The sequence below is a fragment of the Luteibacter sp. 9135 genome (assembly GCF_000745005.1).
GTDB lineage: Bacteria > Pseudomonadota > Gammaproteobacteria > Xanthomonadales > Rhodanobacteraceae > Luteibacter.
Genome location: NZ_JQNB01000001.1, coordinates 1,722,036 through 1,747,039, shown reverse-complemented (window position 1 = coordinate 1,747,039; position 25,004 = coordinate 1,722,036). Strand labels below are relative to the sequence as shown.

Annotated in this window: 12 protein-coding genes and 1 pseudogene; 7 read left to right on the top strand and 6 right to left on the bottom strand. The window is 57.6% G+C overall.

Annotated elements, in window-relative coordinates; translation table 11 throughout:
- Nucleotides 1–7: 7 nt before the first annotated feature.
- Nucleotides 8–6,709, bottom strand: a complete 6,702-nt coding sequence (locus FA89_RS07405) for an RHS repeat domain-containing protein (protein ID WP_036139672.1) — start codon at nucleotides 6,707–6,709, stop codon at nucleotides 8–10.
- Between the two features lie 242 nt (nucleotides 6,710–6,951).
- Here FA89_RS07405 and FA89_RS07400 point away from each other — a divergent pair, with 242 nt between their 5' ends.
- From FA89_RS07400 to FA89_RS20125, 4 genes are all read left to right on the top strand, one after another.
- The gene (locus tag FA89_RS07400; RefSeq protein ID WP_185754272.1) at nucleotides 6,952–7,488 is read left to right on the top strand and encodes a hypothetical protein; all 537 of its coding nucleotides are present in this window, start codon (nucleotides 6,952–6,954) and stop codon (nucleotides 7,486–7,488) included.
- 123 nt (nucleotides 7,489–7,611) lie between these two features.
- Complete coding sequence (locus FA89_RS07395; protein ID WP_081916384.1) at nucleotides 7,612–8,535, top strand: cytochrome-c peroxidase; 924 nt, start codon at nucleotides 7,612–7,614, stop codon at nucleotides 8,533–8,535.
- 364 nt (nucleotides 8,536–8,899) lie between these two features.
- Nucleotides 8,900–9,358 (top strand): hypothetical protein, encoded by a 459-nt coding sequence (locus FA89_RS07390; RefSeq protein ID WP_036139667.1) that lies wholly within the window; start codon nucleotides 8,900–8,902, stop codon nucleotides 9,356–9,358.
- The gene (locus FA89_RS20125) at nucleotides 9,348–10,187 is read left to right on the top strand and encodes a hypothetical protein (RefSeq protein ID WP_185754270.1); all 840 of its coding nucleotides are present in this window, start codon (nucleotides 9,348–9,350) and stop codon (nucleotides 10,185–10,187) included. The genes FA89_RS07390 and FA89_RS20125 overlap by 11 nt, the downstream gene beginning before the upstream one ends.
- Before the next feature lie 97 nt (nucleotides 10,188–10,284).
- Here the strand turns inward: FA89_RS20125 and FA89_RS20120 are convergent.
- A pseudogene (locus tag FA89_RS20120) lies at nucleotides 10,285–10,514 on the bottom strand (transposase); the annotation flags it as partial.
- A 1,113-nt stretch (nucleotides 10,515–11,627) separates the two neighbouring features.
- On the opposite strand from FA89_RS20120, the gene FA89_RS07380 reads away from it, so the two are divergent.
- Genes FA89_RS07380 through FA89_RS07370 form a run of 3 tightly spaced genes read left to right on the top strand, consistent with a single transcriptional unit; the run spans nucleotide 11,628 to nucleotide 20,765 of the window.
- Complete coding sequence (locus tag FA89_RS07380; RefSeq protein ID WP_036139664.1) at nucleotides 11,628–13,703, top strand: hypothetical protein; 2,076 nt, start codon at nucleotides 11,628–11,630, stop codon at nucleotides 13,701–13,703.
- Nucleotides 13,703–15,202, top strand: coding sequence for a hypothetical protein (locus FA89_RS07375; protein WP_036139662.1), 1,500 nt, complete (start codon nucleotides 13,703–13,705; stop codon nucleotides 15,200–15,202). Before FA89_RS07380 ends, FA89_RS07375 begins: the two co-directional genes overlap by 1 nt.
- 13 nt (nucleotides 15,203–15,215) lie before the next feature.
- Nucleotides 15,216–20,765 carry a hypothetical protein gene (locus tag FA89_RS07370; RefSeq protein ID WP_036139659.1) on the top strand — a complete coding sequence of 1,850 codons (5,550 nt, stop codon included), beginning with the start codon at nucleotides 15,216–15,218 and terminating at the stop codon, nucleotides 20,763–20,765.
- 123 nt (nucleotides 20,766–20,888) lie between these two features.
- Here FA89_RS07370 and FA89_RS07365 read toward each other — a convergent pair whose 3' ends face one another.
- The 4 genes from FA89_RS07365 to FA89_RS20115 form a co-directional block, all read right to left on the bottom strand.
- The gene (locus tag FA89_RS07365) at nucleotides 20,889–22,214 is read right to left on the bottom strand and encodes a DNA cytosine methyltransferase (protein WP_221174286.1); all 1,326 of its coding nucleotides are present in this window, start codon (nucleotides 22,212–22,214) and stop codon (nucleotides 20,889–20,891) included.
- A 20-nt stretch (nucleotides 22,215–22,234) separates the two neighbouring features.
- Nucleotides 22,235–22,672 (bottom strand): very short patch repair endonuclease, encoded by a 438-nt coding sequence (locus FA89_RS19580; protein WP_081916383.1) that lies wholly within the window; start codon nucleotides 22,670–22,672, stop codon nucleotides 22,235–22,237.
- A 218-nt stretch (nucleotides 22,673–22,890) separates the two neighbouring features.
- The gene (locus tag FA89_RS07360; RefSeq protein WP_036139657.1) at nucleotides 22,891–23,664 is read right to left on the bottom strand and encodes a TSCPD domain-containing protein; all 774 of its coding nucleotides are present in this window, start codon (nucleotides 23,662–23,664) and stop codon (nucleotides 22,891–22,893) included.
- A gap of 59 nt (nucleotides 23,665–23,723) precedes the next feature.
- Nucleotides 23,724–24,983 carry a hypothetical protein gene (locus FA89_RS20115; RefSeq protein WP_185754269.1) on the bottom strand — a complete coding sequence of 420 codons (1,260 nt, stop codon included), beginning with the start codon at nucleotides 24,981–24,983 and terminating at the stop codon, nucleotides 23,724–23,726.
- Between the last annotated feature and the right edge of the window lie 21 nt (nucleotides 24,984–25,004).

Below are 25,004 nucleotides of genomic sequence, written 5' to 3'. Positions count from 1 at the left end.
CGCGTTGTCATGGCGACACCTTTTCGGCGGTGATATGCCCTTGAGCGGACACGCCCCAGTCAGTGCCAATCATTACTATATAAGTGCCGCCAACAGGCAGGTTGGGCAATGTCAGCGTCTTAACCGTACTGTCGTTGGTTCGTGCGTACGCATTACCTAGCGTGATCAGACCGACATCCGGGCGATACACCGAAATCGTCGTGTATCGGCTCGCGGTATCGGCGACGATGTCGTCAAAGGTCAGCCTTACCGTATCGCCGATCGATGCATCAAAGGACGTCCGGGCCACCTGCATACGGCCATGCGTCAGATCTTTTGGCACACCGTAGGTCATCGGCCCCAGCTCGAGGTTCCTCGTAACGGAAGCATCGAACGAGAGCATCTGATCTCCCGCAGGGACCATTGACACTCGGTACGTTCCGGGCGACATATTCCACCAGTCCTGGATACAGGCGGGGTCGGTGGAGTAGCAGTAATAGTTCGCAATATTGATGCCCTTGGGATCGTATACGAACATCTGGAAGTAATTGTTTGTAGTTCCGACGATCTTTACGTTCTCAACGACGAACTCCAGGTTTCCACCCGGTCCTACATCCACATCGATCGACGCCGTCTGTGCACCTACAGAAGTCGCAATGTGCTGCACCGTGGTCTCCGACACGACCGAGCCTGTCACACCCTCGACTACGGTGAGATTACCCTTCCCGGCGAGACCATAGTCCGTACTCGCTACCACCGTGTAGTCGCCCGAAACCGGAAGACTAGGCAAGTTCAAGGTGAGGCCGTTAGTAGAGTAAAGGCTGCTGTACGGGACACCGGAGACGATAAGACCACCATCGGGTCGGAAGACCGAGATGCCCGTGTTGTAACCCGCAGGTGTGGAAACAAGATTGCTCAGCCGCAGAGCAACCGTCTCGCCTTGTTCCGCATGGAAGCGCGCACGCGTGAACTCGCCAAGACCGTGACTTATATCGAGCGGCTGACCCAAGATCATGCTGCCAGCTTCCCGATGCCTGACCAGGGAAGCGTCGAAGTGGATCTGGTCGTCCGACTGCGGCTGGACAATGACCGTATACACCCCAGACTTTGTCCAGAAATCACGAGTACATGCCGGATCACTGAAATAGCAGTAGAAGTTGTCGACGTTGACACCATTGGCATCATAGATCGATACATAGGAATAGCTCGACCGACCGGCCCCGCCTGCACCGCTGAGTACAAGCTCGAAGTTGCCACCCGCTCCTGTATCTACGTTGAAATAGATGTTCTGCCCCAAAGTATTAGCCTGAAGGTGCTGGCTGGTATCTGCAGACACCGTGCTTCCCGTGACCCCATTCACCAACGACAGGCTGCCCGATCCACCGAGCCCGGCGTCGCTTGCCACGACAACGATGTAGTCACCGCTCACCGGTAAATTGGTGAGGCCCACGAGATGTGTATCCCGCGAGTACATCGAGCTGAACGAGTTATTTCCCTGGATCAATCCGCCATCGGGACGATATATCAGGACAGACGTGCTGTAGCCCGCGGTTGATGTCGTAGCGTTGTCCAGTCGAAGCGCGAGCGATTGGCCCTGGTCGGCGTGGAAGCGGTAGCGAAGCACCTCACCCAGGCCGTGCGTCGTATCCGCAGGCGTCCCGACCTGCAGGACACCGCGATCGACATCACGGGTCAGCGACACATCGAAGGCAACGGCCATTCCATCGACCGGCTGGGCGACTGCGGTGTAGATACCGCCACGCGCGTTCCAGAGGTGCAGATTGCATGCGGGGTCGGCAAGGTAGCAATAGATGTTATCGACGTTGATCCCGTCCGGATCGTAGAGCGACACGTAGTAATAGCTTCCGCCCGTACCGGTGAGAGTGTGAAGATTCAGCTCGAAGTCGCCCCCCGTGCCAGTGTCCACCTGCATGTACAGATTCTGCCCTGCCGCACTGGATGCAAAGTGATTCGGATGCGACACGGATACCGTGGTGTCCGCCTGAGCATTGAAGAGTGTCAATGTTCCCGCTTGCGGTAGCCCTTCATCACCGCCCACGATGACGAAGTAGTCACCGCTAGCAGGCAGGTTCGACAGGTTAAGGGACAGGTGGTCACGCGAGTAGAAGCTTGTATACGGGTTGCTCTCGACAATCTTCCCACCATCGGGACGGTAGACCAGCACGTTGGTGTAGAAACCGGCAGGCGTCGAGGCCAGATCGGACAGGCGGAGCAACACTGTGCTCCCCTGATCACCGTGAAATGTGTATCGGAGTGCCTCGCCAAGTCCGCGTGTAATATCCACCGCCACGCCCGGGGTCAAGGCGCCCTTCACCGTATTCGGCCGGCCTACGACGTTGAACGCCAGCGTGCTTCCCGTCGGCCTGGCGACCACAGAATAGGTACCGGTCGCAAGGTTCCACAAGCTCCGAGCGCAAGCGGGATCGACGGGATAACAATAGTAGTTGTCGATGTTCAGACCCGATGGGTCATAGACCTGGACATAGAAGTAGCCTCCCTTCCCACCATCCTGAAGTTCGTCCGCAAGCGTGATTTGCAGGTTGTCGCCCAAGGTGGCATCGAAGGTTAGCGTCACATCCTTCGACTCGCCGGTGGACGCAAAGGCATGCTTTGCACCATCCAGAGGCAGGTTGGTCGCCTGATGTATGGGCGAGGCGTTGCCTGCCGACACTGTGGCACGGAGCTTGCCCGATGCAGCCAGACCGTAGTCTGGCAAGACAAGTATCACGTACGCGCCTGCGACGGGAAGGTTAGGCACACTTATGGTCTGGGCCTGACCCGTTGTGAAATCACCAATAGCGGTTGTAGCAGTGGTCAGATAGCCCGCGTCAGGGCGATACACAATGAAGCGCACCCCCGCACCCATGGCAGCGGGGATCACTTCGGAAGCCTGCAGCTCAAGCGTGTCGCCCGCATTGGCGTTGATCGTGAAGCGCTCGACCTGCCCCGTCCCGAGCGCGAAGCCTGTCGAGACGCCAGACGATAGCGCCGGTCCTTGCGCATGGGCACGTACGATCGCGTCCAGGCTGAGCGTGCCACCGTAGTTTGGCCAGATTATAAAATTGTACTTACCCGCGGCAAAGCCCCAGAGATGTACTTCGCAACTGGAGCCCGGATACGACGTGTAGCAGGTTTGCGTCGCCACCTGCCGTCCGGCAAGGTCATAGACATAGACTGAAAACGCCGGCGTACTGGCTCCCACCAGTTCCAGGTTGGACAACGTCAACTCGACGTTTTGCGTCGGTCCGACCGTGATGGACCCGTAACCGTTCTGTCCGTTCAGGCGCGTTTCGAAGTGAACCGCCGCCGCACCCGACTGCATTGCAGCCGCGACCCCGTTCATGACCGTCAAGGTCGCCTCGGCCGCTAGACCGTAAGACGGCAGCATGTAAATCCGGTACTTCCCGCTCACCGGCAGGTTGGTGAGGTTCACTACCCCGCTGTCGCCGACCTGAAAATCAGAATACGCAGGTGTTGCAGCAACGATCGGGCCTACATCAGGGCGATAGACAATGTAACGAATGGTCGCGCCCGCGGGGTGCGTCGTGGCGCCCTCGACATGCAGCACCACAGTCTCGCCGGCCGCAGCGTCGAAGGTCATCTGCGTAGGCTGCCCCTGCTGAAGTACAACGTGAGCCGGCACCTCACGTTGCAACGTGGGTCCCGCCCCAAGGTGACGAATCAGGGCGTCGAAATGTAATGTACCCCCGTAGTTCGCCTGCACCTGCAGCGTATAGCGACCTGCAGCCAGCTTCCAGAGATGTAGCTGGCAACTCGCACCGACGTTGTTCGAAGCGCATCCGTCACCACGGATATAGCGGCCCGCACTGTCGTAGACGTCGACGTAAAACTGGGGATACGCCGAACCCGTCTGCGAAAGATTGGCAAGTGTCAACTCAAGATCTTCGTTCGCTTCGGCAGTGAATTGAATGTAGGACGTCTGGCCGGAGACATGGGTTTCGTACGTTCCGCTCGTATCGCCTGCACCCTGCTCTCCTGCCGATCCAGACACCATGGTCACATCGCCGGTTGCAGCGGAGCCGCCAACAGGCAAGACGAGTAGCGTGTAATGGCCGGTCGAAGGAAGATTGGGCAAATTGATGAGCTGCGAACTGGCGCTTGTGAAATCGCTATAGGCGCGCGTTGTATTCATGATCGCACCGACGTCCGGGCTGTACAGGAGGAAGCGAACGCCTCGACCGCCGTCGCTGGCGATGTTCGCCACTTGGAGCGCAACCGTGTCACCAGCTTCGGCGTCAAAACCGATCTCTTCGGCCAGGCCCGTGGCCAGGTCGAAGTGCAGGGGAATGTCTCTAGCTATCACACGTCCCGTCACATGCGATCGAAAGCTGACATCAAACCCTAAAATCCCACCATAATTTGGGGTCACCTCCGCCCGGTAGTGACCCGGTGGCAACCGCCACAGGTGCAATTCGCAGCCTTGTGTCGTGCACGAATCGGACGTGATCTGGCGACCTACGTTGTCATACACGGTCACGTAGAACTGTGGATACGCTGACCCTGTCAACGTGATGTTGCTGAACGTCAACTCATAGGGGCGATTCGGCTCCGCGTCGAAGTCGATGTAGATGTTCTGCCGGTCCACCGTGGCGGCCAGATGAGCAACGTCGCCATCCGCCACTACCGTCTTCGCTGCTCCCGAGACCACGGCAAGTTGGACAGCATCGGCGAGACCGTAGTCGGGCAGCACGATGACCGTATAGTTTCCGGACACCGGAAGGTTGGGAAGATTGATCGTGCCGGACGTGCCAGCTGTCACATCTACGTAGGCACCAGTACCCCGCATAATGGCGCCTGCATCGGGTCGGTAGATGAGAATCCTTGTACCCTGCCCCGCTGGTGTCGTGGCGGCGCTCGCCACCTGGATGGCAACGGTTTGGCCGGTCGTACCAGCAAACGTGAACCGCTCAGCCTGCCCGGCCGACAGATTGATGTTCACTATCTGATCGAGCGGAAGGGAACGCCCCTTGAGATGCGTCCTAAGTGCCGCATCGAAATGAAGTCTTCCGTCATAGACAGGGCTGACGATGACGCTATAGCGGCCGGGCGACAGGTACCAAAGATGTATACCGCATCCGCCACCAGGCGATGAGGTATAGCAGCTTGTCGAGGTTACCTGATTGCCTGCCGGACCATATACGTTGACGTCATAGGCTGTGTTTGATGTGCCCTCTAAGGTAGCGTTTGCTATCGCCAGCTCGTAGTTACCGAGAGCTGAAGCTTCAAAGTCAAGGTAGGCATTCTGCTTAGAGGTTGCTGCATCGAAGTGCTGAAAGTCCCCATCGGGGGGCAGCGTACCTACCAGGCCCTTGACTACAGCGACCTGGACGTTGCCGGTGTACCCCAATCCGGGCCACGCGATGACCTGCCACGTACCGGCTTCGGTTATCGCAGGCATGTTAAGGCCACCGGCCCCGGCAAAGTAACCCCATGTATACGCAACACCACCCGGCGTGCGTACCTCGTAGCCAACGTTTGCGTTCGCAGGGCTCGTCGTGGCGCCTACGATCTTCAGCGCCAGCGTATCGCCGGCCCGTGCGGAAAACGTGCCACGTACACTCTGCGATGTCCCTTCAGCTGAGAGCGTGGTTACTGCGTCGCTTACCTTCGCTGCGCCCTGGACGCCGGCCGTGAAGCTGGCACCGCCCTCACTGACCGAGAACAGCACCAGATACGTACCGGTACCGGAGAGCCTCGGCAAATGAATCGATGCCTGGCCGCCGGAGTAGAACAGCCCTTGAAACAGGAGTGTGTTTCCTGGCGCGTAAACCGAATATTTCAGCCCCGATGAAGGAATCGAAACATTGGAAAACTGCAGCGTGATCCACGACTGGCCCGCGTTGTCGAATAAGAGTGCTGCCTGATGGGTAGTATCGGCAATGGTGAGCGTCGCCGCGGTTGCGTCAAGCGTAGCTACGCCCTTCGACGCAATGGAAGCTGGGCTTATCCCCGGCGGCACTACCATTACTGTCTGCAGACCTTCCGCCAGGCCATACGGCGTTTGTACGGAAATATGCCCACTACTGGCGCTGGGCGATACGAGCGCTGACAGCGCGACGTTGTTGCTGGCTGGCCCAACGTCCAGCGATCGGCTATCGAGACGCAGCGACGTCTTACCTGGAATCGGATACAGGTGAGAACCGCTGACGGAAAGGGTATCGCCTGCAACCGCGATGTCGGGGGACACCTCACCAATCACAGGTGGAAGCCCAGTGTCATCGACGACGAACGGCGCATCGCTGGTCGTACTACGTGTGCCGACGGCCACCGTCACCGGACCCGTCGTCGCCCCAAAGGGCACGGTAACCTTTAGCTCGTTGGCGGTCGCCGAGGCAACCGTAGCGGTCGCGCCATTGAACAGAACAGTGTTGTCCGACAACTGGCTACTGAAACCCTGCCCACGGATCGAAACCAGCGTCTCCACGGTCCCATGGCTCGGCGTCATTGCAAAGATGCGCAGTTCGGAGGCTTCAACCCGCTCGATGCGGATGATGTTGCCCATCACGTCGTAGACGTACCGGGCGCTCTCTCCATCGTCATTGGTCACCACGACCAGACGGCCGTTAGCGTCATAGACGTAATTTGTGGCCTGTACGCTCGTGGCGGAAAGCATCAACGCCAGCCCGAAGGCCAGCCACAATGCCAGCGTCCTGCACGCGCGGTGAGCACGCGTCCTTTGCGAAATCATGCGCACGTCCCCTATGGCCGGCGCCTACCGGCCTATCCTTGTACCCGTCGTATCGGCCCCTGAAGCCTGGCCCCCTTTGCACCGCGTAATGTACGGTCGAAACATATCGCGAAATGAGATTCGCGTCACAAAATATTTTGAGAAGCACTTATTGAGGTGCGTGATTTCTCGCGATCTGCTATTGATATGCCCACGCCGGGACGCGTATCCGGCGGCTCAACGGTCCGAGGGGGGACCGGAACATGTCCGGAATGACATCAATGAACAAATGGACTGCCAGCGCGTGCGCCATCGTCGCCACGCTCGCTCTTGCCGCCTGCAGTGGCTCCAAGGACCAGGCTGAGAAAGCCGGCGTACCCGCTTCAGGGGCAGCAGCCAAGAAAGCGACCGTGGCACGGCCAGCCGCCAGCGCCGACGATAACAGCTGGGGCCTTTATCTCGCCGATCAGGGCAAGGTGCACGCCGATGACATCGGCATGAAGCCGTTTATCTACGTAATCCCTGCCAGTGATAGCCAGATGGGCGAGGACCGCCGCAAGAACGAAACCGAATCCATCGTCAATGGCGCAGGCTCGGTGCTTATTCCGGGTGCGCTGCTGATCATCGGCGGCCCAGATGCGACAGTTATCCGCGCCTTCGTAGAAGGTCTCGGCAAGGACGTGAAGCCAGATTCGCTCAAAGGCGTCACCGTGCTTGTCGTAAGCGACTCCGCGCAGAAGGACAGCTTATCCAAGGCACTTGCACCCACAGGCGCCCGAGCCCGCGTCGTGTCGATGTAACTATCGCGCTTCGGTAGACATCCCGTGAGGCCCGGTCCGTTTGCCACCTGCATTGCACTCGCCCTTGCCCTTGCCGGGGCGGGTGGGCTCGCGCTTGTATGGGGCACGGGCACGTCAAGCGCGATGCCTGATAGGACAGTTGCGCTTGGGCATAAGATCTTTCTCGACCCAAGATTGAGTGCTGACGGTAAGACCAGCTGTAGCACGTGCCATATCCCAGGCTCAGCATTTAGTGACGCAAACCCGGTCGCCATCGGACACCACGGCCTTGCTGGCACACGCAATACGCCGTCGCTCACGGCGACCCTCGCATCTGGGCGGACGACCTTTTTCTGGGACGGACGGCGCGACAAGCTCGAGGACGCAGTGATGGATCCTTTCAGTAATCCAGTCGAAATGGGTTTGCATGATCGCACCGCCGTGGCGTCGAAAGTCACATCCCTCAATGACTACTCGGGCTGGATCGCATCTAACGAGCCAGCGGAGCAAGTGGACCGAAAGATTTCCGCCGCTTTAGCGTCTTACCTGCGCGGATTGCCGTTGGCGCCCACCCGATTTGAGCGATTCACGCGCGGAGATGACACCGCCATTGATGAGCGAGAGAAACTCGGCATGCAACTCTTCGCTGGCAAGGGCCAGTGTGGCGCCTGCCACAAGCTTTCAGACGCACGACTGACCGACGATCTGTTTCATCGATCGGGCGTGAGCATGGACGATATCGCCAACGCCCTGCCCTCTCTCACGCAGGGCGTGTTAGAACGGAACCTTTCTGGAACCTCATTAGGTGATCGCGTTGCGACCCACACGAACGAGGCCCAACTTGGGCACTTCATGGTGAGCCATAAAGTGGCGGACCTCGAAACGTTCGCCACGCCATCGCTTCGTGAAGTGCGACTCACGGCACCATATATGCACGATGGAAGCGTTAGAACGCTGGACGATGCCGTGGACAGAGAGGTCTACTATCGGGGCCTTGATACCGGTTATCCGATTGGATTGACTGCACAGGAGCGTGGGGACCTGAAGGCGTTCCTTGGGACGCTTTGAAATCGATCGCGCGTCTCAATAAATTCCGGGCTCGCACTTCGAAGGCCGGTTTCGTTAGGGATCTAACCTTGAACAAAGGGTTGCAGTAACTGTCTTCCACGTAGACGCCGGTCGCCCGTTACTTATTCGGTCGCTCCTAAATTAGCGCAGCCAGTTTTTGATGTCCGTTTGGACGTGTAGCGGACTGGGAGACCTATGCTCCTTACCTGTAGGACGCCACAAGAAACAATATAGTGCTTTTCGATCGCAGTCCTATCAGGCAAATTCGGCACCGAGTCGCATAAGGCTATTAAGGAATAACATGCCATGCCGATCAAGTTAACGCCTGGAGGTATAGGCATTATTTTACAGAAGGAAGACGTATATGCCACGCTTCACCTATGCGATCTGCATGACCCTCTACTTCATCCCGTTCATTTCCGCAGGCCAGACCGTCCCGGAGAATGCTCGAGCAAAAAGCCTACAGGACATCACCTGGACAGCCGACCAGCTATGCACGAGAGCCGCTACGGGTGGTACGAGTTGGAGGGTCAATGCCTCGGCCACTGTACAGGCCGAATTGGATAAGCTACTCAAGAGATTGGTGAAACTTGGCGTCAACACTACCGGGGCTTATCAAGCGGAATCGCATGAGGGCGTGTTAGCAAATGAGGTTTTGGCTGCAACCAAACAAGCTGATGGATGCAAGTTGCATGTCTTCGATCTTCTGGTGGAGAGAATGATTCCAAAGCCTCCACAGTCGATGCAGACGAGTTATGGAAAGAACAGCCCTAACGTCGAGACACTTAATGGCTCCATGGTTATCAATGATCATGGCAACTAAAATATCGCGCGTAATCTTCGCGGCAGTTTTGTCGCTCTTCATCGCTGATGTTCATGCCATGCAAGGCCAGACCACAGCTGGCAGCTGTAGTCCCAGTGTAGGTACTCAGAACGCTAATTCAAGCATTGTGATTAGCTGCTCATATGGTGGATCGTCGGTACAGGACAGTTACCTTATCGCCACACACCCAACAAGGGTAAAGATCACTGGCGCGCTATTCACAACTTGGGTGGAGGATAACTCGGCGCCGTTCCTATCTCTTGAATTCACGAACGATTCCGACCTCCCTGCGCTATCGACCAAGATAGATGTTCTTCGACAAGAATCGGCGGAGGCCTTCACCAATATGAAGCCATACGCTATCCACAGAAGCCGCATATTTCGGCAACTGGACGCTAACAGCTTCTCGATCGATGCTAAATCTACTATTACGCTACCCATTGTCTCGATAGAAGATCTTGCTTCGATGATTCTGCCGCAAGTTCCCCGAGACTACTGTGCCTATGATGCCTCGATTGGCATTGGTACGGATCCTGACGAGCAAAAAGCGCGCACTGATATGCTGGAACGCGAAAGCTACTCGCTCTTCTTCCATCCTGAAAGCCGTGGAACGGGTAAAGCAGAATTCGCAAACCTCCTGCAGGTGCCGGTATTGATGCGAATTCGCTTCAAGAACGTTTTCGGCGGGCAGTCTTCACAGTATACAAAGGCGTTTGTCTATTACGCGCAACGCGGCTCCACAGCATCCATTTGGTATCCGACGACCAAGAAGCTTGGTCCTCTCCAATGTATAGGGGACGACTCGCCGCACTTTACTATGAGTGGGTGATCTCAACCGGTCGGCGCAACGGTTTGATTGACTGTTCTTGCGCTCATATCGACGATGGCCAGGGAGCGGCGCTCGCTCAGCTTTCGACTAACTAGATAACCAGCTTGCGCCGGTCCGGTGCGCTCACCATTTTTTTCGCAAGGCGTCCTTGATCACCTCGTTTTCCAGCAGCTGTTCGGCCAGCAACTTCTTCAGGCGGCCGTTCTCGGCCTCCAGGTCCTTCAGGCGCTTGGCCTCGGGCACGCTCACGCCGCCGAACTTGCTCCGCCACAGGTAATACGAGGCCTCGCTGAAGCCGTGCTTGCGGCAGAGATCCTTTACCGGCATGCCGGCCTAGACCTCACGCGGGAACCCAATGATCTGTTCTTCGGAAAAGCGCTTCTTCACGTCCAATCTCCTTCTCCTGGGCAATTGAACTCGAAACCGGCGCACTACTCAAATCTGGGGGGACGTCGCTAGCATGGCAACGCACCGCGCCCGCGCGCGCGAGATCGCCGGCCAAGTTTCAAAACGGGCAACGCAACCGAGTGCAGTAATTCATCGCGGCTACCGCCCCGCCTCTAGCGGGCGACAACCTCCTCGTTACTCGAAGGCGTCGGTGACATAAAGCTCAGCGCACCACAGCGTCGGTAAACCCCGTCGCCGAAACACGACGGTCCTTCAGATGCGGCATCAAGTCGTCAGAGGCTTCCGTTTTTGGAATTCATGCCAAATTTACGTAGAACTTTTTTAGGCATTTAAGGCGTCGCAGCTAGGGGCTTTTCTGTGTCCCTCCTGGTGGGAGGTCGAGCCGGCGAAAACAAAGGAATTTTCACCTGCGCAGCAATACTGGAGCGTCGAAATGTCGACGCGGCGGCGGAAACCCACGCGCTTCAGCTCAAGCAAAGATGTGACGTTCCGGCGTGCTCAACTCACGTCTCGCCACATCAAACGGGGACGTGCTAAGGCTTCCGTGAGTACGACTAGAGGTCTGATCTAGATCATTATTTGAGAATGTCGGCCGAAGAACGTCGCCAGACTATTGCTACGCCTTTAAATGTTGCGATACTTCTCAACAGAAGGGAGTGTCTGGTGGTGTGGAGCAGCGCGAACAAATTGCAAGAAGTGTCGCCAAAAGGATCTCTGCCGATCTGGGTATCAGACTGCCGCGATCTGTGGCGCGCGACCAGACGGACGATCGATGTTCGGGGCAGCGCCGTGAGGGCCGTGGAGCGGACGCCGGTCGTCGAATCCGGTGGTGCAGCGACCGACGGAGCCCTCACTTGCGGCTGAACTGAAGAGAAGGCGATCCCAATCTTCTGCGCCTCACGCATGCATCGCACTCATCACACCTCATGAATACTTTTTCTCTCGACAGCAAAGTCGAAATCGATCACGGCACCAAAAAATTTCTTCGAAAGTAACGGACTTACACATATTCCGCGGGCGAGGGGGGGAGCGATGAATAAGTATCCTGAGGGATTGCTCGACTGGTCAGGAGACAAGTCGGGCGGAGTAAAGAAGCTCTTCTATAAGGGCAGCGGACGTCCATCAGGAAGCGTGATCAACACGCGCCTGCTAGAGAGGCTGCTCGGCTGGACGCGAGAAATTGCTGATGGTGCGCAGGATACGCCCAGAGCCATCTTTTTGATTGGCGGGCCGGGTAATGGCAAGACAGAAGCAATCGAGTACACGATACGAGAGCTCGATAACTCGATGCAGCTCGGCGGTTCGCTCGAGGCGGAGTTTGCCGCTCGGTACTCGGGGGAAGCTGGGCCGCCGGGACGGCTCGTCCGTAGCAGAGTTACGACCTTTCCCGAGCTCAGCCGCATTTCCGAGATTGCAATTGTTCAAGACGGGTCAGAGGGCGACCTTGATGACGTCGCCACCCCGGCAGATCACCTTTGCCGGGATATCGAGCGGCTACTACAAGGACCAGAAGGCCACGTTTACATGGCATGCGTTAACCGTGGCGTACTCGACGATGCACTCATCCTTGCAACAGAGCGCGGGGATGACGAAGTTGCCCGATTGATCAAGCAAGTAGTGCAGTCGACCTCGCTAAATGCCAGAAGCCTCGACTGCTGGCCTCTTGATTCGTTTCCGCAGTTTGCAATTTGGCCCATGGATATGGAATCTTTGGTGGACGAAGTCGACGGCTCTCCCTCCGCTGCACGCCAGATACTTTCGGCCGCAACCACCGAGAGTGACTGGCCAAGCTTTGGGTCGTGCGCCGCGGGTGAACGCTGTCCTTTCTGCACTAATCGCAAATTGCTATCGCTGGAAACCCAGCGGTCGTCGTACATTCAGACGTTACGTTGGTTCGAATTGGCTAGCGGTAAGCGTTGGAACTTCCGTGACTTATTTTCGCTAGCGGCCTTCCTTCTCGCGGGCACCACTGAGACAAACTCGTCGACGGGCTATCAGCCTTGCAACTGGGCTTCGGCTCAACTGAACCCGAAGGACCGCGACCCCGCTAAGGCTGCCATCAAGCGCACCAGGGGAATGTTCAGGCTCGTCACGGCTCAATATCAACATGCGATGTTCAACGCGTGGCCAGTCGAGAAGTCATCCGCACTGAAGGCTGACCTGAAAGAACTGAAGCTTGATTCACAACCGACGCTTGCGGGCCTTCAACAATTTCTCGCCCTAGACAAGCGTAAAGAGTCAACGAATACCCTGCGGTCTCAGTTGGCGGGCATGAGCGGCTATCTCGATCCTGCGTTCGCGAGCCCAACGCTCGATGTAGCGGTCAGCGCTAGCACCACCATCAAGTTTGAAGAGCTGGATAGGCGCTTCAGCCTCTCCGTCAAGGAGGCAAGGACCTACCTCATTAAGTATCAGTGCTTATCGATAATCGAGCTTGATCTGCTGAAAGCTCTTGAAGAAGCAGATGAACTCCTGTCGGATGAGTCAGTTCGCCGCCGGAAGCCAGCCGTGGCGGAACGTGTACAAGCCTTTATCAGGCTCATAGCTTGCAGAATCGCTCGCCGTTCAATAGGAGTACGGTCGGGCGTCACCAAAGACTCGGATGCACTGGATGAGTTCAATCAAATCCTCAAAGGCGGCATCGCGGCCCTGCAAGTCGCAGCAAAACAAGTGGAAGGGCTCCTTAACAAGAACCGGCGTTTTCTTGTAAGTCTGAACACGACTTTCGGTGAGCCGCTTCCGCCACCCGAGCGGCGCGTGATGCTGATAACAGACATTCAGAAGGTTCGCGCAATGCCCGCGCCGTCCGAAGGAAAGAGGCCCCGGTCACCAGTTAGATTCCTGAGCGTCGGCTCCGGCGGCGCGAACCAGTCGGTCGCCTTGACCTACGAACTCTTCAAAGCGACGAAGTCGCTCCGGAGGGGGATGGTACCCGCCTCGCTCCCCCGCTCCGTGGTCGCCCTGCTTGATACAACTAGGGCAAAGCTGGCCGGCTCGGTGGTGCGAGACGAGCAGGCACTCGACGAGAGCGAGATCCGCCTGGGCATTAGGGACGATGTAATCGTCAGAAACTTCGGCAGGTTCCTGGTGCAGGTGGAGAAAGCTTGATGCTTATTGACGATTTTTTGGCAAGCCCGTGGAAAAAGTCGCATGAGGCGTTCGAGGATTCCGTTTTCAACATTCGCCCGGCCCCTGAGTTCTCGACCGGCGAGGTACTTCTCTCTTCCTTATACCGCGCCTCCGGTTTCGCCGGGATCGCCGAGAACAGGGTCAAGAGTCAGGGAGACGAGCTTGGCAAGGCTGCCGACAAGGCACGCAAGAAGGCGACAAACGACGGTTCAATACAACCCGACACATGGCGTACCGTCCTCGATAGATTAGTTCAGAGCCCGAAAGTCGCGCAGCAATCTTCGAAGCGCTTCATGTCACTGTCGCCAGTCGTTCCCGACGTCGCGCTCTACTCCGGAGCTGCCAGACTTGCGGGAAGCCCGTGGAATCCTGGCCAGCTTGTCAAACGAATGATTCAAATGGGCGCGCCATCTGACGACGCGGCAACGGATGTATGGCGGCGCCTGCACGACGCGCTTAGCGTCGGCGAGAACGATGACGTTTGGGCCTGCTGGCTCGAGGAAGAGTTCAAGGGTCGGCGCAACGGCGACATCAGCTGGAGCGCCACAAACCTACCGCACCTCGGTGCATTCCCCCCCGCTGATCGATCGAGCTTCAACTATCCTGCGAAGCAGTTTGTCGCGGACCTAGACGGAATTATTAGCGCAAAGTCCGCAATGACGCGGCGTCAGTGGATTAGTTTATTGGAGTCTGTCCTCCGGATAGGCTCGGTAAGCCACATGCTCTGGCTCTGCGATGTGAACGATAGGATTTGGAAGATCATCCGGGCGGTCGTCGAAGGCAGCCTCTCTAACGTGGCAGTCTCGCAACACGAAGTGATCGAACAGGTGTTCACGGTAAAGAAGCGGATGCTCTCATTCGGGCATCCTGCCATACCGATGCTAAGAGATTACTCCTCTAAGTATCTGGCGGCCCGTCTGGGTATAAACATGACGCTTTGGTCACTTGCCGACATGGGTATCAAGGTCGGGAAGATCGAGTCGATAGAGGGGGTTCGTGCTCTCCTATCATCTGTGTTGCAGAACGCCGCGCGACTATCCGGTTCTGGGTTGATCGCGGCGTACCACAAAGTGCACGATCGCGAAGTTCGTACGATTACCTGCAGAAAAGGCGTCGGCGCGAATCTGATGGAGTTCGCGCAGTACACCCTCGGACAACGTCAGACAATGGATGAGACGCTCCGCGGATACGATCAGGGCTACTTCTTGAAAAAACGCGGAAGCTCTCGCAGCGCGCCGTGGATTCTTGCCCTTGGCCCCGCTTCCGTCCTCGCCATGGCTCACTGCTGCCTACATGAAGTAAATGGACCGCGATCGGTTCAGAGGCTGGCTGCTCACCTTGCATCGTACGGAATCGAATTTGACCTTCATGGTCTGAACGACAGCGATCTTGGTCGCCAGCTACGCATGCTCGGCCTCGTCCTCGATAGTCCCGATGCGGAAAGCGGCATGCTGCTCGTTCCTCCTTTTGCAATCTGAATGTGGTGATCACGTGAGCAAGCTCGCTAATGCAATGGCTGCATGGGTAAATGGCCGAATGGCAGCCGAGATCGTCTCGCTACCAAGCGGGAGCCGGGAATGTCGTGCGGTGTTTTGTGCACCCCCCTACCCGCTTCTCGTGGAGGTGTTCCAGCAATTAGCCGGTGACGGTCGACTAGCCGTCGCATTTTCCGCCGATGGAGACGAGATTAAGTATCCAGTGGTACTTCAAGTGGACGAAGTTCCGCCCGGCTCGTTACACGCAGGCGTACATCAGTCGGGCCTAAGCTCGTTCCATGGCCTCGCGTCAATTCGAAATGATCCGAACTGCGGCATTTTTCTAACGCTCGTTTCACCGGGCGGACAGGCGAGTGACACGCACGAATCTACTCGGAAGGCATTTGGCGTCCCGTCCGCCGCGAATGAGGGAGGATCCTCGATAACAACCTGGTGGAACTCCTCTTTTGTACAGGAAATGGTTGATGGTGGTATCGGCGATGGTGATGCAGCCCAGCTTGATGAAGCGCGCAGCCTAGTTCTCAAAGCAGTCGTGGCCGCAGACGCTGCAGACCAGCATGACGTGAGCAGGATCGGGGCCTGGGAAGTCATAAGACGGCTTTGGGAACTGCGTGACGGCGGAATGACGCTGAACGACCGCGTAAGTTTGGCTGCGGGCTTTCCGCCATCCGAAGACCAGCGACTAGACGCCGAAAGAAAAGCATCCATTCTTGACGCTCTGGTGGAGAAATTTGAAAGCGCCAACTTGGGAATCGGGATAGAGCAGCTTAAAGAGCGTGCAGCAAACCCGACGGAGAAAGATCTTCTGGACGCATTTCTCGCGCATATCCGGCGAAAGTGCGAAATCGTCACGGCGCTAAAGAGGTCCATGCCGTACTTTTACGCGCCCGACGATATTAGCCCGCCGCCAGCTTGGTGGAGCGGCCTGACGCTCGATCGGTGGGAAAACCTGTTAGAAGAGGAGGCGCGAAATGCGGAGATCGCCCTATCATGCATCAATCCTCTTGCGGTTCAGGGCAAGAGCGCGGTGCCCGTCGTACGCGATATCGCACGACTGCGCATTGAGATAAGAGCCACGGAAGAGAACGAGGAAATAACAGTTCGCGTCACGCGCGACGCACCTGGCGGAGCGGCTAACCGGCGAGAATGGGTTCTCTCAGGCGATCGGTTCATCGAATTCGATGACGAAGCGATCCCGATGCACAGAACGCCGATTAAGTACACGGTCGAGGCGGTGAGCATCGACGCAGGAAAGGCAACGACAAAGCTTATCTCCCTCGCAACTTGGGAACCTGGGCTTGTCGTTTTCTCGCGTTCCGCCAACAAGGTAAAAATTCCCAAGGCTGCCCCAGGAAAGCCGATTGAGACGACACTAGAGATGTCCGGCGTAGGTCGTCATTACCTTGACATTTACGTGAGGCCAGGCGTCGAAATATTGTCGCAATGCGCGCTCGTTATAAGCGAAGACGACGGCGTTGATCCCGAGGCTACCGGGCCCACACGCATTGGCCAAGTCGCTGAATGTGAGTACGGGCTGGAAGTCGAAGCTGGTGGTGAGCGCGCCTACCAGTTCGATGTAAAACGTCCCGAGTCGAAAGCATCCGAGAAGTTTCAAATCCATTTATTGGCCGAGGAAGCGGCTGGCGAAGCATGCAAGAGCTACTTCGAATTCCATCTTGCACGGAACGCTCGACGTGACAACGGACGTGTGCCACGCACGGTGCACGCCGATAATCAGGCTCGATGCGCTCAGCTACAAGGCTGGCTCATCGAAGAATCATGCGCTGCCCGCTCGTACTACCCATTCGTTCTTGCACCAGACTACGCGGCTGACTGGCGGCGTCGCGAGTGGTCTTCGGCCGAAGACACAATCTTTTCAGCCGGTAGGTTCTTGAACGACCCCCGCCCACAGCCTTCCGAGATGCGCCCGCCAGAAACGTTTACCATGGCAAGGGTCGAGCTCGCGCGCAAGGTGCGAGGGGCTGAAGGCAATGACTTGGTCGAGTCGACCAATTTGGGTGAATTGCTAGCGACCGATCGCGAATTCGAGGCTTCAGTTGACGCGTATATCCGGTCCTACCTTGATTGGCTTTCTTCGTCGCCCAGCGAGGCTTGCTGGTGCGACATCGGATTGGTAATGGGGCTGGAGAACGACGGAGTTACGCTTGAGCAAGTCCCGAACGCAATCATCGTTTCCCCGTTTCATCCAATCCGTTTCGCCTGGCACTGCTTGGCGCAACGGGCAATGTATCTTGCGTCGAGGAAGCTACCTTGCCCGGCCGCAAGCATACTTGATCCTGACTGTGTACCTGACACCATCGTGTTGCCGCTTCGCGACGCCACCGGCGGCACCAGCGATGTGGCGTATTTTTCAGTCGAATGCAATTCTGATTACTGGGGCATCCTCTGGAATACCAACCGACTGGACCGCCTTGCAGGACTGAGTGCTTCGGCACCCCTCGATCGTGAGATGGGCCTCCTTGTGGGTGGAATTTCGAGCGGATTCAGCGTCTCGCAAGTCCACCGCGCGATGGACGATGTGTGTGAGATGCTGGTCGCTAAACCCGTGATCGGCGTCCTCGTATCGAGCGCCGCGGGACAGAACAATGCTTGCAACGATGGAATGCTTTCTTGGGGTAGAAAGAATTTTTCCGGGGATGAGAACGGCAATACAAAGACGCTAGGAATTGGTGCGAGCGAGATTCATGTATTCGACGAGCGCGGTGATGGCGTCCGTCCCGACGATGCGGAGATTTCGAATCTGGCGGAAGACACGTCCAACGCTGTGCAATGGTATTCCGCACCGGATACGATCGGACACCACGATCTGGCAATCATCGCGCAATTGGAAACGTCAAACGCTGCTGCCTTGCCGACAAAGCTCTCCTCCCCTCTAGGGATTGGCGGCCTAGTGCGGATGAGGATCCGAGAACAACAGAGGACTGGCGGAGGCCAGTTCCTATGCGAATCCCGCGTGTCCGCACCAGCACGGATATCGGGTGATGGCATTGCGGACAACACGGCGAAAGCGATTTCGAGGCTGGAAGGCTATGGCGATGGTCCCGTTGGCTACGTCTTCGCACCCAGCATTGCTGCCGTCAAGAGGTCCCTGGAGAAGGCCGAGTTTGTGGCGGTCTCGTCCTCGGCCGTCGACCCAGCGTGCTTTCTTGGCAACTGGCTGGAGGGGACGTATCTATGGGACTACGAACTTCCGTCGTACTCAGGCAGAACCGGAGACAGTAACGGCTACTATCTTCTCTCCAGTATCGACGAGATCGACATCGAGACGATGCGGACCGTTCTCAAGCGCCTGCCGGATTGCGGCGATCTCTCACGCGAGCATCTTTCGGCGATCGTGCAAGAGGTGGCGCGTCGAGGAATCCCAACAGTCAGAGGGCTCTCTGCGGGCAATTCAGGCGCGACCGGTGACCTAGGTCTTTTCGTTGCTACACGTATGCTCCAGGATAGCTTTCGCACGTCCGGCGCCGAAAGCGGCCTCCTCAGTCCTTGGACGGAAAAGAACGGGGAGCATCTGATCACGCTAGTGATCCCCGTGGATCCGTTTCAGCGATATCTGGACGATCTCGGCAAGGCGATCAAGAAACCGACCATGCATCGACCAGACCTCATCGTGGTCGCCCTCTCGATCAGCGATTCTGTCGTCCGGTGCAAATTGACGCCTATTGAGGTCAAGAATCGGACTGGTCACGGAGTCATGTCAAATGCGCTACGCCAGGACGCGCTGGAACAGGCAAAGTCGTTGTCCACTCTGTTGGCAGCGCTTCAAGCTACCTATTCGGAAGAGCAGGAAATGGTTCTCTGGCGCCTGGCGTATCAGAACCTGATCGCTTCCATGGTGGGATATGGCTTTCGCGTCTATAGCCAACAGTTGGCAGAGAGTGGACGCGCAGGCGAGTGGTCCGTGCTTCACGCGAAGGCAATGGAAGCAATACTGTCGTCGGAACTGGCGATCGAAGTCGATGCGCACGGCAGGCTCATCGTCATTGATGGCTCTGCTGCCAGCGGTCCGAGAGACACGGACGGAGATGGCTTCAATGAAACGATTGAGCTTTCTCAGGCAGATGCAAGCCTAATAGCACGAGGTCACAGCGAGGATCTCTATCTATCGATGCACGCCAGTGTATCCACTTGGGGGCTTTTGCCGTCTGAATCCACCTCATCGGCACCTACACTAATTCTCGAAAATAGAGCAGCCGGTGTCACGCAGCCGCGACGATCGGTCGAATGGGGCGCGCCGACGCTCGAAGTGCAAGCCGAGTTTCCAGATAACAACGCAAAGGCGAGTGAGGTCCAAGCGAGTGACGATACGCTGCGATCGCAGCTGGTTGCCCCCCGCCAGACGGAGCCTGCGCAGGCACCACCTGCCTTAGCCGAAACGTCCGACGGACTCGATCAGACCGGATTGGACCTTAGAATTGGCGAGACTCTCGATGGATTCCAGACACGCGTTCTACATCTCAATCTTGGAGACACCGCGCTCAACCAATTGAACATGGGCGTCGTTGGCGATCTGGGTACCGGAAAGACACAGTTACTGAAGTCACTCGTCTATCAGATAGCGAGCGGTTCGGGCGGGAATCGGGGAGTTGAGCCCAACGTTCTAATCTTTGACTATAAGAAGGATTACTCGATCGGTGACTTTGTAAATGCAACGGGTGCCCGGGTTATTAGGCCGCAGCATTTACCGCTTAATCTCTTCGACCTATCGGCATCGTCCCAAGCGATCAGCCCGTGGCTCGAACGGTACCGCTTCTTCGCCGACGTCCTGGATAAGATTTATCCGGGCATTGGGCCTGTGCAACGCGACAGGCTAAAAACTGCGATCAAGGACGCGTATGCGGCGTACGGCGACGGAATCTATCCAACGATCCACGACGTGCATCGCAATTACGTAGCAGCACTCAAGGGTAGCGCCGATTCTCTTTCAGGCATCCTTGGTGACATAGTCGACATGGAGCTGTTCGCAGATGACCGGTCATCAATCGTCGGGCCCGCCGAATTCCTCAAGGGCGTAGTGGTCATTGCCTTGAATGACCTCGGCCAGGACGATCGTACGAAGAACATGCTGGTTGCCATCATGCTCAATGTTTTCTATGAGCGCATGTTGAAGACGCCGAAGCGCCCGTTTCTCGGCACGAACGGGACCATGCGAGTCGTCGACTCGATGCTACTGGTGGACGAAGCTGATAACATAATGCAGTACGAGTTCGACGTACTCCGAAAAGTTTTGCTTCAAGGACGCGAGTTCGGAGTAGGCGTGATCCTCGCCTCCCAGTACCTGAGTCACTTCAAGGCAGGTGGAACGGACTATCGGGAGATGTTACTCAGCTGGTTCTTGCACAAGGTTCCCAACGTATCGGCAAAGGACCTTGGACCTCTTGGCTTGAACGACCCGGCCGCGTTGCAGCAAGTCGCAGAGCGCATCAAGAGCCTACAGTTGCACGAGTGTCTCTACAAGACGCACGACGTCGCAGGCGAATTTGTAAAAGGCGCGCCTTTCTATAGACGGGACGAGTGGCAATAATTTTATTCACGGCACAAGCATCGGCATCGTTTCTTCGCTGAACGATGCCGATGCCGACCTGAGCAGGTATCTATAATGATGCGCTGTCTTGGAACGGGACGGTGCCTCGGCGCATCATAGAGACTATGACTTGCGCCCCTTTAAACCTACGGTCTGGTTACGAATGATTCTGGCTAAGTGCTTGCCGATCGCTTGAGCCATCGGCACCGGAACTGCATTGCCGATCTGGGTGTATTTCGGAAGCTCGCGAACGTGATTGCCTTCAACAGGATTTCCTGCGCGACGAATTCCGCCGGTGGTGCGCTTACCCTTGAACTGGTACCAGTCGGGAAATCCTTGCAGCCGCGCCCATTCCCGCACGGTCAACGTTCTTGGTTGTTCAAAATGAACATAGTCATCGGGCATTGATGTGGCCGTTATCGACGGTCCCTTTTCGCCCCATTCCCGAGGAAGTACCCGCTGGCCGAACTTTCTCGTGGCCTCGAAATACTTGCCGTGGATCATTGCGTGAAACTTCTTGCGTACGTCTGGGCGATGCTCGCTGTACTCGTGCTCCGTAACGGCGTCGCCCTTGCTGGCCACCTTCAGCCCATCGGAAGATGTCCGGAATTGACGCTGGACTTCGCAAAGCACCCTTGAAGGATATTCGCTCGTCGCCCCTCCGTTCTCATGGTTCGGGTCGACGAGGTCCCCCAGAAGGTCGACGATGCTCGGCGCAGAGCCAGGGACAGGCTTGGGTATAAAGCCGCGAGTGATTGCGGTCCCGTCGATCGCTTCTATACCGTCCTTGCGAGTAATGTCGCCAGCGATGTCCCTGCGGATTCCCACTAACATCACGCGCGGCCTATTTTGCGCCACGCCATAGTTCTTCGCGAAGACGACTTCGGCCGCAAGCTCGTACTCGCCAATGCTTGCAAATGCCTTCTTCACATCTGCCCAAATTTCGCCACTGTCACCTTCAGCGGTCCATCGCCCGGTTAGCAAGCCACGCACATTCTCGAACACGAATGCTTTCGGCCTGAGTCCGTCAACGATGCGGGCCATGTCCTTATAAAGATGATTCGAGGGCATAGCCTCTTTTTCGACTGCATAAGAGCGCCTATGGCCGATTCCCGAGAAACCCTGGCATGGAGGGCCTCCCACAACGAGATCGATATCGCCGTGATGGATACCAAACTCCGCGCGGAAATTATCTTGCAGCTTGTTCAGGTAGTCCTTCCGTGTGATGCGCCGCGCGTCGGACGAACTGAAAGCGTTCAGCCAGGTCTCTTTGTCGAGATCCCACCCGAACCACTCGTGTTTAGCCATTCGGTTTGAGATGTACGTGCCACGTGCGTCGTTATTTATCTCATTCACGTAGATCGGAGTAAACCCCGCCTGCTCTAGACCGAGGCCAAACCCCCCGCATCCAGCAAATAAGTCAACTACGCTCAACATTTTGTTCTTCAAGGAAGCTTTTCCCAGTTACGTTACGTCCCTTGACTTGGTTGCAAGGCTTCGAGCCTGGCTGCCAGTCGAGTGAGTGTCTTTTCGCGCATTTTTTTTGTTGACAGCTGGCACTCCCACACCCGAATGACCTTCCAGCCAGCGCTTGCCAGGGCTTTTTGGTTACGCAGGTCACGCGCTTGATTGGCGGCAATCTTTGCTTGCCAAAACACTGAATTATTACCCGGAATGCGACCGCCTTGACATACATGTCCGTGCCAAAAGCAGCCATCCACTAGAACGACGGCACCATATTTTGGCAGGACCATGTCCGGACGACCAGGCATGTCCTTTACGTGGAGGCGATACCGGAAGCCGCGGCCGTGGAGGAACTGACGAACCTGCATCTCCGGTTTAGTATCCTTTCCGCGGATCCTGGACATCCGCTCACTTCGCTCCTTAGACGTCATGATGTCAGCCATGGCAGTGCTCCTAGAAACGCTTGTATGACTTCGGTCCTGCCGCCTGCAAACGCAAGTTAGGTCTCGCAGATATCAATTCCTGCGATTAACACATTCCCCCAACCTCCAGCGCATTCGTTGCGCAGGCGGCACGCTCACTAAGTGCGGCCGGTGTCGGTCCGCTGTCCGGGAATAAAAAAGGCGGCCGCGGCCGCCTTTCTAACACCGGGGCTAGAACCTCACCCGCACTTCGAATACCCACAATTCAAACAAGTCTGGCACCCATCCATCAGCACCAACGCCTGCGTATTGCACTTGGCACAAAGCGTCGCGCCAGCCGGGAAGCCCGAGGCATTGGTATGCGCAGCCGCATCCTGGTTATCCCCGACATCGCCGGATCCCACCACGGCCGGGGTGACGGCGGCGACGGGCTTGGGCGCGTTGGCCTTCTCGTAAGCGGCGCGCTTCTCTGCGATCAGCTGGCGGGTCGCATCGCTCATTTCCGGGTCGTGGATCAGGCCGATCGACTTCATGTGCTGCTCCACCACGCCGCCGATCTCGGCCACGATGCTGGGCATGTAGACGCCGCCGGCCTTGAAGTAGCCGCCGCGCGGGTCGAAGACAGCCTTGAGCTCTTCGACGATGAACGTCACGTCGCCACCCTTGCGGAAGACGGCGGACAGGATTCGGGTCAGCGCCACGATCCACTGGAAGTGGTCCATGTTCTTCGAGTTGATGAATAGCTCGAAGGGGCGACGCTGTTCGTGCGGGGTACCGGCGTTCAGGACGATGTCGTTGACGGTCACGTACAGCGCGTGCTCGAAGAGCGGCGACTTGATCTTGTACGTGTTGCCGACCAGGGTTTCCGGACGCTCCAGGCTCTCGTGCATCTGGATCACTTCGGCAACCGGCGCAGCCTCTTTCACGGGCGCGGCGGCGGGGGCCGGGGTGGCCTTGTCCTCGGGCTTGACGACGTTGTAGCCCGTGATCTTCTTGTCGATCTTGAACGCCATGATCTCTTCTCTGTCAGGTTATCCGGCCCGGCATGGATGCCGGGCCGGATGGGTACTACTTACTTGCGACGACCACGGACGGCGGACTTGCGCGCCGACGTACGGCCGGTCTTGCTGGCAGTGGACCTCTTCACGGCGCTAGCCGCTTTCTTGCCAACCGCCTTGCGGGCGGTCGTCTTGCCGGCGGCCTTGGGAGCCGTCTTCTTCGTGGCCGGACGGGCACCGCTCCTGCGAGCGACGCTTGCGGCTGCCTTCTTGAACGCCTTGCGGGCGCCTGCGTCAGCCTTGACGACGCGAGCGCTGGCCTTCTTCGCGGTCGTCTTGCGACCGGTGGTGACCTTCTTGGCGACGCGACCGGCCGACTTGGTGGCGGTCTTGCGGCCGGTGACGGCCGACTTGGCGACGCGACCCGTCTTCTTTGCCGCAGCCGACTTGGCCGTACGGCCCGTCTTCTTGGCAGCCGCCGTCTTGGTCGAACGACCAGTGGTCTTCGACGCCGCCGACTTGGTCACGCGACCGGTCTTCTTCGACGCGGCCGACTTGGCCACCCGACCCGTGGTCTTCTTCGACGCAGCCGACTTGGCCACGCGACCGGTCTTCTTCGAAGCGGCCGCCGACTTGGCGACACGCCCCGTCTTCTTCGACGCCGACGACTTGGCCGTACGACCCGTGGTCTTCGCCGCGGTCTTGCGACCGGCCGAGGTGGTCGCCTTGCGGGCGGTCGTCTTCTTGGCAGCCGTCTTCTTGGCCGGAGCCTTCTTCACGGCAGCCTTCTTGGCGGCAACCTTCTTCACCGCCGCCTTCTTCACGGCCTTCTTGGCGGTCGCCTTCTTCACGGCGGTCTTCTTGGCAGCGGCTTTCTTGGCCGGCGCCTTCTTGACCGCAGTCTTCTTGGCGGCAGCCTTCTTCGCCACGGCTTTCTTGGCCACAGCCTTCTTGGCCGGAGCCTTGCGCGTCGCCTTCTTCACCGGGGCTTCCGCCTCGACCGGGGCTTCGACAGCGGCAGCCTTCGGCTTGCGCACCGCCGGCTTGCGCGGCTTCTTCGCGGCCACGACGGGCGCCGAATCGACCGAATCGGTCGCATCGTCTTCGTCGAACGCGTGGTGGTCGTGCTCGGCCGTGTCGCTGGCCGGGGTGGCCGCCGTCACGTCGATCACCTTCTTGGCGACCGGCTTGCGCTTGACGACTTTCTTGGCGACAGCCGGTGCAGCAGGCGCAACGTCAGCGGCGACTTCCGTCTCCGCTGCCGGCGTGCTGTCGGTATCGATGGTGTCGTCCGAGGGCAATTCACCCTCGACGATCTGGTTTTCACTCGACATACGTATTCCCTCTCCGCGGGG

Coding starts and splice junctions, on each gene's coding strand:
- FA89_RS07405 (WP_036139672.1), bottom strand. CDS start 6,709: ATGATTTCGCAAAGGACGCGTGCTCACCGCGCGTGCAGGACGCTGGCA.
- FA89_RS07400 (WP_185754272.1), top strand. CDS start 6,952: ATGTCCGGAATGACATCAATGAACAAATGGACTGCCAGCGCGTGCGCC.
- FA89_RS07395 (WP_081916384.1), top strand. CDS start 7,612: ATGCCTGATAGGACAGTTGCGCTTGGGCATAAGATCTTTCTCGACCCA.
- FA89_RS07390 (WP_036139667.1), top strand. CDS start 8,900: ATGCCACGCTTCACCTATGCGATCTGCATGACCCTCTACTTCATCCCG.
- FA89_RS20125 (WP_185754270.1), top strand. CDS start 9,348: ATGGCAACTAAAATATCGCGCGTAATCTTCGCGGCAGTTTTGTCGCTC.
- FA89_RS07380 (WP_036139664.1), top strand. CDS start 11,628: ATGAATAAGTATCCTGAGGGATTGCTCGACTGGTCAGGAGACAAGTCG.
- FA89_RS07375 (WP_036139662.1), top strand. CDS start 13,703: ATGCTTATTGACGATTTTTTGGCAAGCCCGTGGAAAAAGTCGCATGAG.
- FA89_RS19580 (WP_081916383.1), bottom strand. CDS start 22,672: ATGGCTGACATCATGACGTCTAAGGAGCGAAGTGAGCGGATGTCCAGG.
- FA89_RS07360 (WP_036139657.1), bottom strand. CDS start 23,664: ATGGCGTTCAAGATCGACAAGAAGATCACGGGCTACAACGTCGTCAAG.
- FA89_RS20115 (WP_185754269.1), bottom strand. CDS start 24,983: ATGTCGAGTGAAAACCAGATCGTCGAGGGTGAATTGCCCTCGGACGAC.